We start from the raw sequence: 17,201 nt of genomic DNA on the forward strand, positions 1-17,201 counted from the left end.
TTTAATGATAGATATTGATGAATTGAGAATTTTTCTTAAAGAGAAGAGTTATTCTAAAATTAAAGAAAAATTTTTAAAGCATGATTCCTTTGATATTGCTGAGGCTCTTAAAAGACTTAATGGGACTGAATTGATTTTACTCTACAGGTTTTTGCCCAAAAAAATAGCAGTTGAAACTTTTTCTAATTTTGATCAATCTACAAAAAATAAATTAGCAAATTCTTTTACCAACAAAGAAATAAGTGAGATGGTTGATGAGTTGAATCTTGATGATGTTATTGACCTTTTAGAAGAGGTTCCTGCAAATGTTGTTCAGAGATTTTTAGCAAGTTCTACAGAAGAGAATAGAGAAATTATTAATAAATTTTTATCTTACAGTGATGACTCTGCAGGTTCGATTGTAACAATTGAATACGTTGAGCTTAAAGAAGATTTCACAGTTGGCAGAGCTCTTGATTATATTAGAAGGGTAGCTAAAACCAAAGAAGATATTTACACTTATTATATTACAGACGATGAAAAGCATTTAAAAGGAGTTATAAAAATTGAAGATTTAATATTAGCTAAAGATGATGTTATTCTCTCGTCAATAATGAGAAATAGTGGGTTTTATATTGTGGGGGTCAATGATGAGAAAGAAGATGTTGCACTTCTTTTTCAAAAACATGATATTACCAGTGTTCCTGTTGTTGATAATGAGGGGAGAATGATAGGAGTTATTATTATTGATGACATTTTAGAGGTTATTCAATCTGTAAATACTGAAGATTTTCAAATGATTGCAGCCGTTAAACCTTTAGATACATCTTATCTTGATACTTCTATTTTAGTTATGACAAAAAATAGGATAATTTGGCTTTTAGTTCTTATGGTATCTTCTACTTTTACAGCAACAATCATTTCAAATTATCAAAATTTAATGTTGTCTTTAGTGGTTTTAGCTAGTTTTATTCCCCTTTTAATGGATACTTCAGGCAATGCCGGCTCTCAGGCATCTGCTTTAATAATTCGTGAGCTTGCTCTTGGTACTGTTAAGGTAAAAGATTTTTTTAAAGTTTTTTTAAAGGAAATATGTGTTAGTATTCTAGTGGGAGCAATTCTTGCTAGTGTTAATTTTTTAAGAATTGTATTTTTTGTAGCTCCACACCATTCTGATAAGTTGAAAATAGCTTTTGTAGTTTCATCTTGTTTGATGGTAAGTTTGACCGTAGCAAAGATATTGGGAGGTCTTTTGCCCATTGTTGCTAAAATTTTGAAGTTGGATCCAGCACTTATGGCAGGCCCTTTAATCACCACGATTGCAGATGCTATTACTTTAATAGCTTATTTTAATATAGCAAAATGGGTTTTGGTTAGTTATGCTGTTTGAATTTCATTTAAGTATATTGATTGGTATTTTTTTATAATAGGGTATTTTTAATGTATAATTGTATTTTTTGCAAAATAGTAAACAAAGAGCTTCCTAGTTATAAAGTTTATGAGGACGATTTGGTTTTAGCATTTTTGGATATTAACCCCTTAACCTTTGGGCACACCCTTGTTATTCCCAAAGAACATAGTGAGAATTTATTGAATATGGATGATAAATTTAACGAGAGAGTTTTAAGGGTATGTAAAAAAATTTCAAATGCTTTAAAGAGAATAAACTCAAGCATTTATGGTGGAATAAATATCTATTCTGCTTTGGGGGCTGGTGCGGGGCAAGAAGTTTTTCATACTCATTTTCATGTAATTCCAAGATTTAAAAATGATGGTTTTGGTTTTAAGAGAGGCAATAAACTTAATCTTGAAGTTGAAAAATTTAAAGAGTTGTCTATGCAAATAAGTATGAATATTTAATTTTATTTTGCCAAAAAGGATTCTTTATGAGAAGAAACTTTTTGTTCTTTTTTGTTTTTATTCTTAATACATTAAGAATTTATTCAGGAATTCCTGGTTATCTTAATGTATATAGTGGATTTGGGATTGGTGTTGATAATTTTACTCAAGATTTGTTCTTCTATGAAAGACTTAAGTATCAAATTTTCAGTGGACTTGGTGTTAATGTTTCTCAAAATTTAGCACTTGGTGGAGAATTTAATTTAGATATTAAATTTTTACCAAGTCATACTCCTTACACCAAAGAGATTGTATTTATGTTGGATGATCAAGCATATTTAAAGCATTCTCTAAATTATTTCATAATAAAAGATGTTACATTCTCAATGAGAATGTATGGTGATTATTTCTTTTTATCATATACCCCAATGTTTAGTTTAATCTTTTTTACGGGTTTAAAATTTTCATACATTGTTGCAAAAATTTGTTCTATAAATTCAAGAGCTTGGACATTGCTAGATAATTTTGTTTTGGGAGTAGATATTGGAGCTAGAATTAATATAGATTTTATTTTTTTGGAATATACAGTTTCTCCAATTTTTTACAACAAACCTTTACTTTTAAATCAAATGCACAAAATAACATTAGGATTTATTTTTCAGTTTGATGTAGCAACAAAAAATGAAAGCGAAATACTTTCTATTTTATAAATTTTTGTGAGCTTAAGGATATTTTAAATTTTCTTCTTTAATATTGTTTAATACTTGCAAGTATTTAGAAGATTCATATTTAGCCATATCAAGGTTGTGTTCCTTGTAATTTCCGCATTCCTTATCACTTGCGCCTGGAATAGGCTCTGAAAAATTTACGATTTCGGAAAAAAGCCATGTGACTAGGGCAATAAGATCTTTACTTTCATAGTCTCCAAAAATTATTAAGTAAAAACCAGTTCTGCATCCCATAGGCCCAAAATATACTATTTTTTTGGCCCAAACTTCATTATTTCTAAGCAAAGTAGCCCCTATGTGCTCTATTGTATGTATTGCTGCGTTTTCAATTATTGGTTCGATGTTGGGAGCTTTGATTCTAATGTCTATTGTAGTAAATATTACATTTTCAAAGGTGTCTTTTCTTGAGACATATATGCCAGGGTTTAGTTTTGTGTGATCTATTGTAAAGCTTGTTATTTTTTTCATTTTTTTAGCGCTGTTTGTATTTTTTTTACAAAATCTAATTTTTCCCATTCAAATTCATTTTTTCCAAAATGACCATAAGTGCAAGTTTTAAGATATATTGGTTGTTTTAATTTTAATTTTTCAATTATACCGTTGGGAGTTAAATCGAAGTTATTAACAATAAAATTTAATATTTTGTTTGCATATTTAGGATCATTTATTCCTGCAGTTATTTGAATAGATATTGGGTTTTCAATTCCAATTGCATATGCGAGTTGTAGTTCAAATTCTTTAGAAATTCCGGCTGCAACCATATTTTTTGCGATATATCTTGCCATATAGGCAGCTGATCTATCTACTTTTGTGGCATCTTTTCCACTGTATGCTCCTCCTCCATGTCTTGCAAATCCACCATAGCTATCGGCAATAATTTTTCTTCCTGTAAGACCGGTGTCTCCGGTAGGCCCTCCAATTACAAAATTTCCGGAAGGATTAATGCAATAAGTAGTATTTTCATCAAGCATTGATTTGTCTTGAATGGTGGGTTTGATAATTTCTTCAATTATTGTTTGTCGTATTAGTTCTTGGGAGATGTTTGGATGGTGTTGATGAGAGACTATAATATTTTTTATTTTTATAGGGTTTCTATTTTTATCGTATTCTATAGTAACTTGAGATTTTGAGTCAGGCCTTAACCATTTTATTGCTCCTGATTTTCTAAGGTTGCTGGCTTTTTTTAGAATTGAATTGGCAAGTTCATAGGGAGCTGGCAAAAAATTTTTTGTTTCATCGCAGGCATATCCAAATATTATTCCCTGATCGCCTGCTCCAAGGGCATTGGATCCTTTTTTTTCAATTGCGTTTATAATGTCACGCGATTGATTGCCAACAGCGTCTATTACTGTTATTGTTTTGTAATCAAGCCCATAATCAATGTCTGTATAGCCTATATCTTTGATGATGTTCTTAGCAATTCCTTTTATATCTATGTTTTTTTTTACAGGACTATTTATTTCTCCTGCTATTACTACTAAATTTTGTGCAATTATGACCTCGCAAGCTACTTTTGCATTTTTATCTTCTTTTAGCATTTCGTCAAGGATGGCATCAGAGATTTGATCTGCAATTTTATCTGGATGTCCTTCAGATACAGCCTCAGAAGTTAAAGTTTGGTTAGCTGCTATTATTTTATTCATATTAGCCTAATAAGTTCCTTTATCATTTTGCTTGAATTTATTGATGATGTTTTTAAAAATTTATTAAAGTCTATATGGTTGTCTTTAGTGTTTGGTAAATCAGAAATTGAACGAATGATTATGAATGGTATTTTAAATATGTGAGCTACTTGAGCTATTGCAGCTCCTTCCATATCTACAGCTAAAGCATCTTTGAAATTTTTTTTAATTGTTTCAAGATTTTTTTCATTGTCAACAAATCGATCTCCTGTTAGGATTAAGCCAATGTGGGTATCAATGTTTAAAAGTTTGCTGTCAACAATATTGACCACTTTTTTTAGCAACTCTTCATCTGCTTTAAACTTTTGTGGCAAATTGGGGACTTGTCCTATTTTGTGTCCAAACTTGGTTAAGTCAAAGTCATAGTATGCTGTTTCTGAGGATACTATGATATCTAATATTTTAAGGTTAGAGTTTTCTTTTATTCCTCCAGAGCTCCCAGAGTTTATTATGTGAGTGATTTTATATTTAGAGATAATTTGACTGCTCCAAGTTGCTGCGTTAACTTTACCAATTCCTGTAGTTAAAGATATTACATTTTTTCCTAAAATTTTTCCTTTGTAAATCTTTTTATTTTCTAAGTAATCGTTTAATACAATTTCTTCTTTGTTATCAAGCATTTTATTTATTTCTTCTGATTCTTCTTGCATAGCTGATATTATCAAAATCATGCTTTTTTCTCCTTTTAAGTGTTTATATAATATCTATTAAAGAATATTTATTTTTAATTAGTTCTATTTCATTTTGATTGAGTATTTTTTTTATTCCTGTGTTTGTGTTTGGTATAGACTGAACACTAGATTGCTCATTTTTGTCTACAACCTTTCCATTTTTTATTATGTGGTTTATGTATGGGAGATTTGGGTTAGAATCATCTATATCTACTATTTTGGCTATAGAATTGTCATTAAGTTCTACAATAAAGTCTAAAGGACAAGAAGATATAGCATTGATTATTAACTTTAAAACTCTTTTGTCAAATTTTTTGTCAGCATCTTGAATTAATTCAATAATAGATGCTCCAGAATTAAAGGATTTTTTGTATGCCTTATCTAAAATGATAGCAGAATAGGCACTAGCAGCACCTATTATATTTGATTCTATGCTGATGTTTTCGCTTGTTAGTCCTTTAGGGTAGCCAGTTCCGTCTAGATTTTCTTTATGTGTTAAAAGTGTTAAGCACATTGATCGTGACAGATTGCTTGTTGAAGCTATTTTATAGCTTATTATGGGATATTTTTTTATTATTTCTAGTTCGTCCTCGGTTAATGCTTCTTTTTTTTCGCTGATTTTTGATGGAATAAATAAAAATCCTATTTTATGTAAAAGAGCAATACTACAAAGTTCTACTGTTTTATAGTTATTTAGTCCCATTTCATTGCCAAGGGCTACTGTTAGGATAGCTGTATTTACTGAATGAATAATGTGATAGTTTGCAGAAAGCTTGGGAATTCTAAAATACTTGATAAAAATTTTTTTCTGTTTTTTGTAAAATTCTATTACTTTTTTTACAGTAGGCATTATATCTTGGTAGTATATTTTTTTATTTCTTTTGCAATTTTCATAGATTTCTTCTAAATTACTTATTATTACATGATAACTAGAAATAGCCTCTTCGTTGAATTTTTTGTGTATTTCTTCATATTCTTTTTTAACAGAATCATCACTGAAAAAATTTTTTCTCTCTTTAATGTATGACTTTAAATTCCATTTTTCAATAAGCTCAATGTTTTTATCTCCAATAAATGCATTTTCAGGCCAAACTAAGAATTCCTCATCTATTAAATATGACGAATTTTTTATATTTTTAATAATGCTTTCAGAATTTTGCATTTATTCCCTTGAAATTAAGCTCTACTAACCATGTATATCATATTATTTATTAATTGTCCATCTATTAGTATAATGTATTTATTATATCTCAATTTTTGAATTAAGCTTTTTTGAAGAGATTTTTATGGTAGAAAAAATACGCTTAGGTTTTAATATTATTTTTCTTGGATTATTTGTTTATTTTCTGGCAATTTTAAGATTTCAAATGAAATTAAGCTTCATTTTACTTAATTACCAATTTATTGTGATTTATTTTTTATTAGTGATTGTTTTTAATGTTATATATTCTCAGTATTTTTTTTCAAGATTGTATTTTATTTTAAATGGGATGGAAGATGCATTTACTTTTTTAAAGCTTAAAATGGTTCGTAAAAAGCTTAAAAGTGTTTTTGAAATATCTATTCTTCTTAGGTTTATTTTAATAAAACAAGATAAAAAAAGTCTTGATGAGCTTTATTTTTATTTAAAAGACACCAGATTAAGACATAAGACAATAATAGAGCTTTATTCTGTTCTTATTAGCTTTAGAGAAAAAGAAAAGGCTTCTAGTTTGATTTTAAATTACAAGTATAGTAGAAATAAGTGGGTGAAATATTGTGAGGCTCTTAGTATGTTGTCATTTGAAGAGCATTCAAAGCTAAAAGAGTTAATAAATTTTTTAGATAAGTTTTTTTTGAAAAATGATATTTTTACTATTTATTTCTATTATTTATTGCGCAAATCAAAAACATCTTTTGATTTACTTGAAAGAAAAAAAATTGAGATTAGAAATCGATATTATAAATTTAAAAACAGGATAGATTCTAAACATACAAAGCTACTTGGTTCAAATTTATTTTTTGTTGTTTTTTATTATATTTATGATTTTTCTAAAAAAGATGTTTTTTATTAAAGGAGTTGTGTTTTGAGTATAAGGGTTCGTTATGCGCCTTCTCCAACGGGCTTGCAGCATATTGGTGGGATTAGAACAGCTTTGTTTAATTATTTTTTTGCAAAGTCTTGTGGAGGTAAATTTTTACTTAGGATTGAGGATACAGATCAGAGCAGGTATTTTTCAGAGGCTGAAAATGATCTTTATTCAAGTCTTAAATGGCTTGGTATTTCTTTTGATGAAGGTCCTGTTATAGGAGGTGATTATGCACCTTATGTTCAGTCTCAAAGAAGTGAAATATATAAGCAATATGCTAAATATTTAATTGAATCTGGACATGCTTATTATTGTTATTGCAGTTCTGAAAGGCTTGAAAGGATTAAAAAAATTCAAAATATTAATAAGATGCCACCCGGATATGATAGGCATTGTAGGAATTTAAGTAGTGATGAAGTTGAGAATGCGCTAATTAAAAAAATCAAACCTGTTGTCAGATTTAAAATTCCTTTAGAGGGAGACACTAGCTTTGATGATATTTTGCTTGGAAGAATTACATGGGCAAATAAAGACATTAGTCCTGATCCTGTAATTCTCAAGTCAGATGGACTTCCAACTTATCATCTTGCTAATGTGGTTGATGATTATTTAATGAAAATTACCCATGTATTAAGGGCTCAAGAATGGGTTTCTTCAGGTCCATTGCACGTGCTTCTTTATAAGGCTTTTAAATGGAAGCCGCCTATTTATTGTCATCTTCCAATGGTTATGGGAAATGATGGTCAAAAATTAAGCAAGAGACATGGATCAACAGCTTTAAGACAGTTTATTGAAGATGGGTATCTTCCAGAAGCTATTATTAATTATGTTACTTTGCTTGGCTGGTCCTACGATGATAAGAGAGAATTTTTCTCAAAAAATGATCTTGAGCAATTTTTTTCAATTGAGAAGATCAATAAATCTCCTGCGATTTTTGATTATCATAAGTTGGATTTTTTTAATAGTTATTATATTAGAGAGAAAAAAGATGAAGATTTGTTAAATCTTTTGCTCCCCTTTTTTCAAAAAAAAGGGTATGTTTCTAAGCCTAGTACTTTGGAAGAGGATCAAAAATTAAAGTCACTAATTCCTCTTATAAAGAGTAGAATTAAAAAATTAAGTGATGCTTTAAATATGACTAAATTTTTTTATGAAGACATTAAATCTTGGAATTTAGATGAGTTTTTAAGCAGAAAAAAAACAGCTAAAGAGGTTTGTTCTATTTTAGAGTTAATAAAGCCTATTTTAGAAGGATTTGAAAAAAGATCGTCAGAAGAAAATGATAAAATTTTTTATGATTTTGCTGAAAGTAATGGTTTTAAATTGGGAGAAATTCTTCTTCCTATTAGAATTGCAGTTCTTGGCAGCAAAGTTTCTCCGCCGCTTTTTGATTCTTTAAAATTGATAGGTAGGTCTAAAGTTTTTGAAAGAATAAAATTAGCACAGGAATTTTTAAGAATAAATGAATAGCTATTAAGGATATTTTTATGGTTAGAATGGAAGATATTATTTCTCTTGCAAAAAGAAAAGGGTTTGTATTTCAGTCTTCAGAGGTTTATGGAGGCCTTTCAGGAGCTTGGGACTATGGTCCTTTGGGAGTCGAACTTAAAGAAAATATAAAGAAAGAGTGGTGGAAGAGCATGGTATATTTGCATGAAAACATTGTAGGTTTAGATAGTGCTATTTTTATGCGCCCTGAAATTTGGAGAGCATCTGGGCATGTTGATGGTTTTTCAGATTCTATGGTTGATTGCAAAGATTGTAAAAGTAGATTTAGAGTCGATTTTGTTGATTTGTCAAAAAATTGTCCAAATTGCAAAGTTGGGAATAATTTTACTTCTCCAAGAAGTTTTAATTTGATGTTTAAGACCCATATTGGAGCAGTGGAGGATGGTTCTGGTGAGGTTTATTTAAGGCCTGAGACAGCACAAGGAATTTTTGTTAATTTTAGAAATGTTTTGGATTCTTCAAGGCTTAAGATTCCTTTTGGAATTGCTCAGGTAGGTAAAGCGTTTAGAAATGAGATAGTTACTAAGAATTTTATATTTAGAACTTGTGAGTTTGAGCAAATGGAAATGCAGTTTTTTGTTCATCCTAAGCAAATAGACGAGTGGTTTTGCTATTGGCAGCAAAATAGAATGAATTTTTTTATAGAAATTCTTAAAATTAGATCCGATAGGTTAAGATTTAAAGCTCATGATTCAACGCAGCTTGCTCATTATGCAAAAGCCGCATTTGATATTGAGTATGAATTTCCGTTTGGATTTCAGGAAGTAGAGGGTATTCACAATAGAGGTAATTATGATTTAACTCAGCATGCTAAATTTTCTAACAAGCCCAAAATATTTGAGTATCATGATTTGTTAACAAAAGAGAAATATGTGCCCTATGTTATTGAAACTTCTGCTGGTCTTACAAGGTCTGTTTTAATGACTCTTTGTGATGCTTATTCTGAGGAAGAACTCTCAGATGGAGATAAGCGTATTGTTTTGCGCTTACATCCTAAGTTGGCTCCTTACAAGATTGCGATATTCCCTCTTGTTAAAAAAGTTGAGCTTATTGAGGTTGCTAGAAGGATTTATATGGAGCTTTGCGATGATTTTCATATATTTTACGATGATGGTGGAACAATAGGCAAAAGGTACAGACGTCAAGATGAAATAGGAACTCCTTATTGTGTAACAATAGACTATGATACTCTTGAGAATGAGACAGTTACTGTTAGAGAAAGAAATAGCATGACTCAGAAAAGAATTTATATTAATGATTTATATTCATACATTAAAACAGAGATTTTAAATTACAAAGAGGATTTTAATAAATGAATCTTGCTTTAAGTCTTTTGCATAAACGTGGATTTTTAAAGCAATGTACATCTTTAAAAGTTTTAAGTGATTTAATGGATAGAGAAAAAATAGTTTTTTATGTGGGAGTTGATGCAACATCTAGTTCTCTTCATATTGGTCACTTGATTCCTTTTTTAGCAATGATGCATCTTAGACAACATGGTCACATACCAATTATTTTAATTGGAGATTCTACAGCAAAAATAGGTGATCCTTCTGGAAAAAGTGAGATGAGAAAGATTTTATCTTCAGAAGAGATTAGCAATAATGCCTTGTTGATAAAAAATCAACTTCAAAGAATAACTAAGTTTACTTCAGAATGCTTTATTCATAATGCAAATTGGTTAGATAATCTCAATTATATTGAATTTTTAAGAGATATTGGGGTGCATTTTTCTGTTAATCGCATGTTAAGCTTTGAAACTTATAAAAGAAGGCTTGATTTTGGACTTTCATTTATTGAGTTTAATTATCAACTTTTACAGTCTTATGATTATTATATGCTTAATAAAATTAAAAATTGTCGACTTCAAATTGGTGGCGATGATCAATGGGGAAATATTATTTCAGGGGTTGATCTAATTAGAAAAAAAATTGGATCAGAAGCTTTTGGGCTTACGTTTCCATTAATTACAAGAAGTGATGGGAAAAAAATGGGTAAATCAGAAAAAGGTGCTGTTTATCTTGATTCCAATCTTTACAGTATTTATGATTTTTATCAGTATTTTAGAAATACTTCAGATTCGGATGTGAAAACTTTTTTATATCTTTTTACTTTTTTAGAAGAAGATGAGATTGAATTAATTTCAAATTTTAAGGGGAATTCTTTAAATAAAGCTAAAGAGATTTTAGCTTTTGAGATAACTAAAATTGTTCATGGAGAAACGGAAGCCTTAAAAGTTCAAGAGGCAGCTTTTGCTGCATTTGGGGGAATTGGAGATAGAAGTAATATTCCATTTTTTAAATTTAACTTTTCTAATTTGGAAGAAGAGGTATTATTGGTTGATTTAATGCTAGATTCAAAAATTGTGCCTAGCAAATCAGAAGGCAGAAGATTGATTGATTCTGGGGGTGTTTATATTAATGGCAAAAGGGTAGAAAATCAGGGCCACCTTCTTACTAAAAAGGATTTTAATAACGATGAAGTTGAATTAAGAGTGGGTAAGAAAAAATTTTTACGAATTGTTTTATAGTTGATTTTAGATGTATGATAGAAGAGCTTTAAATTGTTTATTTTTTAACACTTTTTTGTTTTTTATGGAATCCAAGCATCTTGTGTTTACAGAAGAGCATATTTTTTATGGGCTTATTAAAAGCGATAAAATTAGAGAATTGCTTAGTTTGTGTGCAATTGACTTTTATAAACTTAATAAACAACTAGAAGAATTTTTTAGTAAACTTCCCTTAAGAGGCAATTATATCCCAGGCTATGTTTCTAGTATGGATTATTTGTATGAAGATATAATTAGTGTTCTTTTTTTTTATAAAAAACCCTATAAAATACAAGAAAAAGATTTATTGTGGGTGCTTGTCAAAAAAAGAAAAAATAGTATTTTAGATGCGCTTTTTAGCTCAGGTTTTAATTTAACTATTTTTGACAAACTTATTGAAGTTCATGATTATTTGACTGTAAATACTAAATCTTCCTCAGGAAACAGTGAATTAATTGTAGAGTATATTCATAATAATGTACCAAAAAGGAAAGGAGGCTTTCATATTTTTAATGATAAGCACGATAAGTTAGATCAAAATAATATTTTCTTAGAAAGCAAAGACTCTGTCGGTAATTTTTTAACAAACGTTATTGATACTTTGGATTTAAAATACAATCCTTTAATTGGTAGAAAGCAAGAATTATCTCGGTTAATCCAGGTGATACTAAGAAAGCACAAAAGTAATCCTATTTTATTTGGAGAACCTGGTGTTGGGAAAACAGTATTAATCCAAGGTCTTGCATATAAAATAAAAATGGAGAATGTTCCAAAGGATTTAATAGGGTATGAAATCTATTCGCTTGATATTGGTAGGCTTATTTCAGACACTAAATATAGGGGAGATCTTGAGAGTAGGGTGAATAGGGTTTTAGATTTTTTAAACTCAAGAAAAAAAGTTATGCTTTTTATTGATGAAATCCATATGATAGTAGGAGCAGGAGCTACTTCAATTGGTAGTATGGATATTTCCAATTTGTTGAAGCCCATTCTCACTTTGGGAAAAATTAAATTTATTGGAGCTACTACAGAATATGAATATAGAAAGTTTTTTTTAAAAGATAAGGCTTTAATGAGAAGGTTTCAGAGTATAGAGCTTAAAGAGCCCAATTTTGAAGACGCTTATAATATTTTGCAGGAGATTAAAAAAGATTATGAGAGATATCATAATGTGGAATATACAGATGAGGCAATACAAGCTTGCATTCTCATGTCTCAAAAATATATTAAAGATAGATTTCTTCCAGACAAAGCTTTTGATATTTTAGATGAATTGGGCTCTAAGTTTAAGCTTGAAAACATAAAAAGAATTATAACAAAAGATGATGTTTGTGATCTGATTAAATCTATTATTGGTTCTAATATTTTTAATTTTGAAGAGTATAATAACGAATTGCTAATTAATTTAGAAAATAGAATAAAAAAAGAACTTGTTATACATGATAACTTAGTATTTGATTTGATATTAAATATTAAATTATTAAAATTTAATTTGCTTGCCAATAGAAGTACTATTGGTATATTTGCTTTTATTGGTGCTTCTGGATCAGGAAAATGCAAATTGACGGATATTCTATCACAAGAGTTTAAAATTCCAAAGTTTAGTCTTAACATGGGTGAGTATAGTGATTTTAATTCTCTTGATAGATTGATTGGGCCTGTTTTAAGTAATGAAGGGTATTATGAATCTACTAGATTTTTCAAATTTTTGAACAAATCTTCTAATTCTATTATTTTCCTATCAGATTTTGATAAATGTAATAAAAGGGTTTTTGATTTTTTTTTAGAGGGGTTTAAAACAGGTAAACTTTTTGATGGTCTTGGGAAAAAGGTGAGCTTATCAGAAAGTTTAATAGTAATAAGTGTTGATGCTGATAGCAAGGAGCTTAATAGCATTGGCTTTAAAAATAAAATGGCAGGAGGAAATGATTTTAACTTTATATTAGAGAAAAGATTTTCTAATAAATTTTTAGAGCTAATAGATCATGTGTTTGTATTTAAATCTATTGATGAATTAGATTTTGATAAAATCATTTTTAATGAACTTAATCGTTTTGCAAGGATATTAAGAGATAGAAAATTGGATGTTTTTTTTGAAAAAAGTGTTGTTGATTATATTCGTGAAAAGATTTATGGAAAGGGTTATAGCTTAAAAAGTATTAGAAAATTTATATACAAAGAGTTGGGAAAGCTTTTAATAGATGAAATTCTTTTTAAGAAAATTGAAAATTCTGGTAAAATGAAAATCTATTTAGATGAAACAATAAAATATGAGTTTTTATAAGGTTATAGGGAGTATTTATGAAAATATCAGTAATAGGAGCAGGTGCTTGGGGAACAGCTATTGCAAAGTCTTTGGCAGATAAATTTGATTTTAATATTTTTTTATGGTCTTTTGAAGAAGATGTTAAGAATGGTATTAATAATGATAATGTTAATGCCAAATATTTAAAGGGAATTAAATTGCCAAAAAATTTAGTTGCAAGTTCAGATTTGTTTGAGGTCGCAACAATGTCTGATTATATTTTCATTGCAACGCCTTCTCTTTTTACTGTTGATATTTTAAAAAAATTGGATCAATTTTTACATTCTTTAGAGGTAAAGCCAAAGTTAGCAATACTTACAAAAGGATTTATTACTTTTGATGGCAAAACTCAGACAGTTGTTGAAGCTGCTGAGAGAGTTATGAGAGGATATACAGACGAAATTACTTATATTGTTGGGCCAAGTCATGCTGAGGAAGTTGGGCTTGGAGTGATAACAGGACTTGTTGCGGCTAGTAATAATAGAGAAAATGCATATTTGTTTATTAATTTATTTAGTAAAACTTCAATTTCTTTATTTTATAGCAATGATGTTTTTGGGGTGCAAATAGCAGCGGCTTTAAAAAATGTGTTTGCGATTGCATTTGGAATTTTGGATGCTTATAAATTGAATTATCCTAATTTAATAGGCAGCAATACAGAGTCATTTTTATTTTCAATATCCTTGAATAATATAAAGGACATTGCAATTGAGCTTGGGGGGAAAAATATTGAAACGTTTTTATTTTTGTCTGGTTCTGGCGATTTAGATGTTACTTGTAGAAGCATGTTTGGGAGAAATAGACGATTTGGTAATGAAATTGTGAGCAAAAATATTTTAGAAAGCTTTTTTAGTATAGATGATTTGATAAGCAATATTGAAAAAATTGGATATTTGCCAGAGGGAGTTTTGGCTGCTAAATCAATTTTTTCCTTTTTTAAACAATTAAATCGTGATCTCAATCCCAATAGCTTGTTAGGCGTTATATATAAAATTTTGAATAAAGAGTTGGAGCCCGAATCTGTTATTGAGTATATGAAAGATGTTGGGCAATAAAATAAAGCCTCTACAGAGGCTTTATTGTTTTTTATCATTCATCATATATAAAATTTTATTATAAACATCTTCGATTATTTCAAAATTCATTACAACTTCTGTAAGCTCATTAGATTTAATGGTTCCTATTATGTTGTCATTTTGTGTTAAATCGTCTCTTTTGACTAAAGAATTGCTGTCTACTAAAATTTTTATTCTTGTTAGGTCTTTGTGTATGTTTTTAATATTTTTAATTCCTCCAAAGCATTCTACAATATGCTCTGCTACTTTGATTTTATTTGTTTTTTCTAAATCTACCATAGTAATTTTATTCCTTGTAGAAAGCTTTATATGCCAAGTAAGCATTGTATAAATCAAATTTAGAAGTTATTTCCATTGGAGAATGCATACTTATAACGGCAGGGCCCATGTCTATTGTTCTTATTCCATAGCTGGCTAAGAATTTAGCAACAGTTCCTCCTCCTCCTTCTTCTACTTTCCCAAGTGTTGCTACCTGCCAGGCTATATTGTTTTTATTTAATAATTGTCTAATATAAGAAACAAGTTCAGCATCGGCATCGCTGGCCATACTTTTTCCGCCATGTCCTGTATATTTCATTATGGGTATTCCATAGCCAAGTTGAGGAGCATTTTGTTCGTCATGAACTGAATTAAATATTGGGTTTATTGCTGCGCAAACATCAGCAGAAATGCTTTTTGAATTCCACAAAGCTTTTTGGACGTGAAGATTGTTGTATTCTGATTTTTTAATTTTAAAAATCATGTCAGAAACAAAATATTCAAGATATCTTGAGTCTAGTCCGGTTGAACCCGTTGAACCAATTTCTTCTTTGTCCACAAGAAAGCAAATGGCTGTTTTGTTTGGAGTCTCTTCAAGATCAAATATGGATTCTAGTGAAGTGTAAACGCATATTTTGTCATCTTGCCCGTAAGCGCCAATTAAAGCTTTGTCAAATCCAACGTCTTTTGCTGTTCCTGCAGGCACTATTTCAATTTCTGATGATACGAAATCTTCTTCTTCTATTTTGTATTTTTCTTTTATTAGTTGCAAAGTTGCCAGCTTGACCTTATTTTTTTCTTTTGTTTCAATTGGTAGGCTTCCAATTAAAATTTTTAGATTTTCTCCTTCAATAATTTCATCTGATTTTTTATTTCTTTGTATTTTTCTATCAAGATGGGGCAAAATGTCGGGAATTACAAATACAGGATCATTTTCATTGTCTCCAATGTTGATTTCAACCTTTTCTCCGTTTTTTAAAAATACCACGCCTCTTATTGAAAGAGGTGTAGATAACCACTGATACTTTTTTATTCCTCCATAATAGTTGGTTTTAATAAATGTAAGTTCGTTTTCTTCAGAGATTGGTGAAGGTTTTGCATCAAGTCTTGGGGAATCTGTGTGAGAAACAATGAAATTCATTCCATCTTCAATAGAATTTTTGCCAATAATAGCAAAAGCAACAGATTTTTCTCTACAGGTATAAAAAATTTTATCACCTGGCATTAAAATTTTTTTCTCTTCAGCGTTTACAAACCCCACTTTTTTTGCTTTATTTAGAGCATAGGCTGTAACTTCTCTTTCTGTTTTAAATTTACTTATAAATTTTTTGTAACCTTCAGAAAAATTGAAAATTTGATTTTTTTCTTCTTCATTTAAATATATCCATGGATTTTGTTTTTTCATATTAATAAGACCTCCTGCTTCATTTTAACATTTTAATTGTTTTTAAAGTGTGTACAAAATAAATTATTTATTGTAAACTTACTTTTAATTTTAATACAATTAATAAATTATAAGGGAGAATTTTTATGTGTAAAAATGGTTTTTTAAAAAACTATTTGCTATTGCTTTTACTATTTTTAATAATTGCTTGTACTTCAAAAGACAGCTCAAATGAATATGTTGAGGATCAAGAAGCGGATAACTCTTCTAAGCTTGATGATTCTAAAATAGATGAACATACTATTGGGCATGTTTTTCATGCTATGGGAGTAGTTCATTCAAAAAACGATCGAAAAAGTTTGGGGAAAAATATAAAGGTTTTTTATTTTTCTGAAGAAGATGGACACTTTCAAACAATACCTTCAAAAGAGGGTGCAAAGTTAATAGTTTATTTTTATGATAATATCTATGCAGGAGAAGCTCCAATTAATATCTCAGGAAAAGAAGCGTTTATTTTTGTTGGGATTACCTCTGACTTTAAAAAGATTATAAATAGTAATTTACATGGTGCTCGAAGTGATCTTATCGGCACTTTTAAAGATCTTAATATTAAAAATTCAAAATTGGAAATTACAGTTGATGAGAATAATTTAGATGCCAAGACTTTCCTTGAATCTGTTAATTATATTATCGATGGTGTTGAAAAAATTTCGCCTATGCTAACGAATTAATTTATGTTTTTGATTTTTTAGGCTTTAATCTAAATTAAAGCCTATTTTAAAGTCAAGCTCTCAAGTCCTTTTATTAAAATTTCTGCTGTTTTTATATTGGTTGCAAGTGGTATTTTATGTACATCGCAGAGTCTAATAAGGGCTGACACATCTGGTTCGTGAGGCTGGCTTGTTAGGGGATCTCTAAAGAAAAATATAGCCAAGATATTTCCTTCAGCTACTTCAGCCCCAATTTGCTGATCTCCCCCCATAGGACCCGATTTATATTTAATAATCTCAAGATCGGTAGCTTGTTGGATTTTAGACCCTGTTGTTCCTGTTGCAATAAGCTTGAATTTGGATAAGAAGAGATAGTTTTGTTTGACAAAATTTACCAAATCTTCCTTTTTTTTATCATGTGCAATTAATGCTATTTTTTTTTT

17 protein-coding genes are annotated in these 17,201 nt (G+C 29.4%); 10 read left to right on the plus strand and 7 right to left on the minus strand.

Features of this window, described 5'->3' with window-relative positions; translation table 11 throughout:
- Window positions 1–4: 4 nt before the first annotated feature.
- From mgtE to HNP67_RS02395, 3 genes are read left to right on the plus strand one after another with little or no spacing between them, the layout of a single operon-like run.
- A complete protein-coding gene (gene mgtE / locus HNP67_RS02385; protein WP_184124620.1) occupies window positions 5–1,369 on the plus strand; it encodes a magnesium transporter in 1,365 nt (454 codons plus the stop codon).
- A 50-nt stretch (window positions 1,370–1,419) separates the two neighbouring features.
- Window positions 1,420–1,839 carry an HIT family protein gene (locus HNP67_RS02390; protein ID WP_184124623.1) on the plus strand — a complete coding sequence of 140 codons (420 nt, stop codon included), beginning with the start codon at window positions 1,420–1,422 and terminating at the stop codon, window positions 1,837–1,839.
- A gap of 26 nt (window positions 1,840–1,865) precedes the next feature.
- A complete protein-coding gene (locus tag HNP67_RS02395; RefSeq protein ID WP_184124625.1) occupies window positions 1,866–2,528 on the plus strand; it encodes a hypothetical protein in 663 nt (220 codons plus the stop codon).
- 12 nt (window positions 2,529–2,540) lie between these two features.
- Here HNP67_RS02395 and HNP67_RS02400 read toward each other — a convergent pair whose 3' ends face one another.
- From HNP67_RS02400 to pdeB, 4 genes are read right to left on the minus strand one after another with little or no spacing between them, the layout of a single operon-like run.
- The gene (locus tag HNP67_RS02400) at window positions 2,541–3,014 is read right to left on the minus strand and encodes an S-ribosylhomocysteine lyase (RefSeq protein ID WP_184124626.1); all 474 of its coding nucleotides are present in this window, start codon (window positions 3,012–3,014) and stop codon (window positions 2,541–2,543) included.
- Window positions 3,011–4,189: a methionine adenosyltransferase gene (metK, locus tag HNP67_RS02405; RefSeq protein WP_184124627.1), complete on the minus strand. Its 1,179-nt coding sequence runs from the start codon at window positions 4,187–4,189 to the stop codon at window positions 3,011–3,013. The genes HNP67_RS02400 and metK overlap by 4 nt, the downstream gene beginning before the upstream one ends.
- On the minus strand, window positions 4,186–4,899 hold the full coding sequence (locus HNP67_RS02410; RefSeq protein ID WP_184124628.1) for a 5'-methylthioadenosine/adenosylhomocysteine nucleosidase: 714 nt from the start codon (window positions 4,897–4,899) through the stop codon (window positions 4,186–4,188). The genes metK and HNP67_RS02410 overlap by 4 nt, the downstream gene beginning before the upstream one ends.
- A gap of 22 nt (window positions 4,900–4,921) precedes the next feature.
- Entirely contained in the window at window positions 4,922–6,061 is a 1,140-nt protein-coding gene (gene pdeB, locus HNP67_RS02415) for a cyclic di-GMP phosphodiesterase PdeB (RefSeq protein ID WP_184124629.1), read from the minus strand.
- Window positions 6,062–6,185: 124 nt separating this feature from the next.
- On the opposite strand from pdeB, the gene HNP67_RS02420 reads away from it, so the two are divergent.
- From HNP67_RS02420 to HNP67_RS02445, 6 genes are read left to right on the plus strand one after another with little or no spacing between them, the layout of a single operon-like run.
- Window positions 6,186–6,953 (plus strand): hypothetical protein, encoded by a 768-nt coding sequence (locus HNP67_RS02420; RefSeq protein ID WP_184124630.1) that lies wholly within the window; start codon window positions 6,186–6,188, stop codon window positions 6,951–6,953.
- A 12-nt stretch (window positions 6,954–6,965) separates the two neighbouring features.
- Entirely contained in the window at window positions 6,966–8,438 is a 1,473-nt protein-coding gene (gltX, locus tag HNP67_RS02425) for a glutamate--tRNA ligase (protein WP_184124631.1), read from the plus strand.
- A 17-nt stretch (window positions 8,439–8,455) separates the two neighbouring features.
- Window positions 8,456–9,793, plus strand: coding sequence for a glycine--tRNA ligase (locus tag HNP67_RS02430; protein WP_184124633.1), 1,338 nt, complete (start codon window positions 8,456–8,458; stop codon window positions 9,791–9,793).
- Entirely contained in the window at window positions 9,790–11,007 is a 1,218-nt protein-coding gene (gene tyrS / locus HNP67_RS02435) for a tyrosine--tRNA ligase (RefSeq protein WP_184124635.1), read from the plus strand. The genes HNP67_RS02430 and tyrS overlap by 4 nt, the downstream gene beginning before the upstream one ends.
- 10 nt (window positions 11,008–11,017) lie before the next feature.
- Window positions 11,018–13,309: an AAA family ATPase gene (locus HNP67_RS02440; protein WP_184124637.1), complete on the plus strand. Its 2,292-nt coding sequence runs from the start codon at window positions 11,018–11,020 to the stop codon at window positions 13,307–13,309.
- A gap of 17 nt (window positions 13,310–13,326) precedes the next feature.
- Window positions 13,327–14,385 carry an NAD(P)H-dependent glycerol-3-phosphate dehydrogenase gene (locus tag HNP67_RS02445; RefSeq protein WP_184124639.1) on the plus strand — a complete coding sequence of 353 codons (1,059 nt, stop codon included), beginning with the start codon at window positions 13,327–13,329 and terminating at the stop codon, window positions 14,383–14,385.
- A 21-nt stretch (window positions 14,386–14,406) separates the two neighbouring features.
- Here the strand turns inward: HNP67_RS02445 and HNP67_RS02450 are convergent, their stop codons facing one another.
- Window positions 14,407–14,685 carry a PTS sugar transporter subunit IIB gene (locus tag HNP67_RS02450; protein WP_184124641.1) on the minus strand — a complete coding sequence of 93 codons (279 nt, stop codon included), beginning with the start codon at window positions 14,683–14,685 and terminating at the stop codon, window positions 14,407–14,409.
- A gap of 7 nt (window positions 14,686–14,692) precedes the next feature.
- Window positions 14,693–16,069: an aminopeptidase gene (locus tag HNP67_RS02455; RefSeq protein ID WP_184124643.1), complete on the minus strand. Its 1,377-nt coding sequence runs from the start codon at window positions 16,067–16,069 to the stop codon at window positions 14,693–14,695.
- A gap of 125 nt (window positions 16,070–16,194) precedes the next feature.
- Between HNP67_RS02455 and p22 the strand changes: the two genes are divergently transcribed.
- Window positions 16,195–16,779: a lipoprotein P22 gene (gene p22 / locus HNP67_RS02460; protein ID WP_184124645.1), complete on the plus strand. Its 585-nt coding sequence runs from the start codon at window positions 16,195–16,197 to the stop codon at window positions 16,777–16,779.
- A gap of 41 nt (window positions 16,780–16,820) precedes the next feature.
- On the opposite strand, the gene mgsA is transcribed toward p22, so the two are convergent.
- Window positions 16,821–17,192 carry a methylglyoxal synthase gene (gene mgsA / locus HNP67_RS02465; RefSeq protein WP_184125257.1) on the minus strand — a complete coding sequence of 124 codons (372 nt, stop codon included), beginning with the start codon at window positions 17,190–17,192 and terminating at the stop codon, window positions 16,821–16,823.
- Window positions 17,193–17,201 lie beyond the last annotated feature (9 nt).

The organism is Borreliella californiensis (assembly GCF_014205885.1).
Lineage (GTDB): Bacteria > Spirochaetota > Spirochaetia > Borreliales > Borreliaceae > Borreliella > Borreliella californiensis.

Bases quoted from the DNA above. Each gene is read 5' to 3' on its own strand.
- mgtE (WP_184124620.1), top strand. From the start codon at position 5: ATGATAGATATTGATGAATTGAGAATTTTTCTTAAAGAGAAGAGTTAT.
- HNP67_RS02390 (WP_184124623.1), top strand. From the start codon at position 1,420: ATGTATAATTGTATTTTTTGCAAAATAGTAAACAAAGAGCTTCCTAGT.
- HNP67_RS02395 (WP_184124625.1), top strand. From the start codon at position 1,866: ATGAGAAGAAACTTTTTGTTCTTTTTTGTTTTTATTCTTAATACATTA.
- HNP67_RS02400 (WP_184124626.1), bottom strand. From the start codon at position 3,014: ATGAAAAAAATAACAAGCTTTACAATAGATCACACAAAACTAAACCCT.
- metK (WP_184124627.1), bottom strand. From the start codon at position 4,189: ATGAATAAAATAATAGCAGCTAACCAAACTTTAACTTCTGAGGCTGTA.
- HNP67_RS02410 (WP_184124628.1), bottom strand. From the start codon at position 4,899: ATGATTTTGATAATATCAGCTATGCAAGAAGAATCAGAAGAAATAAAT.
- pdeB (WP_184124629.1), bottom strand. From the start codon at position 6,061: ATGCAAAATTCTGAAAGCATTATTAAAAATATAAAAAATTCGTCATAT.
- HNP67_RS02420 (WP_184124630.1), top strand. From the start codon at position 6,186: ATGGTAGAAAAAATACGCTTAGGTTTTAATATTATTTTTCTTGGATTA.
- HNP67_RS02430 (WP_184124633.1), top strand. From the start codon at position 8,456: ATGGTTAGAATGGAAGATATTATTTCTCTTGCAAAAAGAAAAGGGTTT.
- tyrS (WP_184124635.1), top strand. From the start codon at position 9,790: ATGAATCTTGCTTTAAGTCTTTTGCATAAACGTGGATTTTTAAAGCAA.
- HNP67_RS02440 (WP_184124637.1), top strand. From the start codon at position 11,018: ATGTATGATAGAAGAGCTTTAAATTGTTTATTTTTTAACACTTTTTTG.
- HNP67_RS02445 (WP_184124639.1), top strand. From the start codon at position 13,327: ATGAAAATATCAGTAATAGGAGCAGGTGCTTGGGGAACAGCTATTGCA.
- HNP67_RS02450 (WP_184124641.1), bottom strand. From the start codon at position 14,685: ATGGTAGATTTAGAAAAAACAAATAAAATCAAAGTAGCAGAGCATATT.
- HNP67_RS02455 (WP_184124643.1), bottom strand. From the start codon at position 16,069: ATGAAAAAACAAAATCCATGGATATATTTAAATGAAGAAGAAAAAAAT.
- p22 (WP_184124645.1), top strand. From the start codon at position 16,195: ATGTGTAAAAATGGTTTTTTAAAAAACTATTTGCTATTGCTTTTACTA.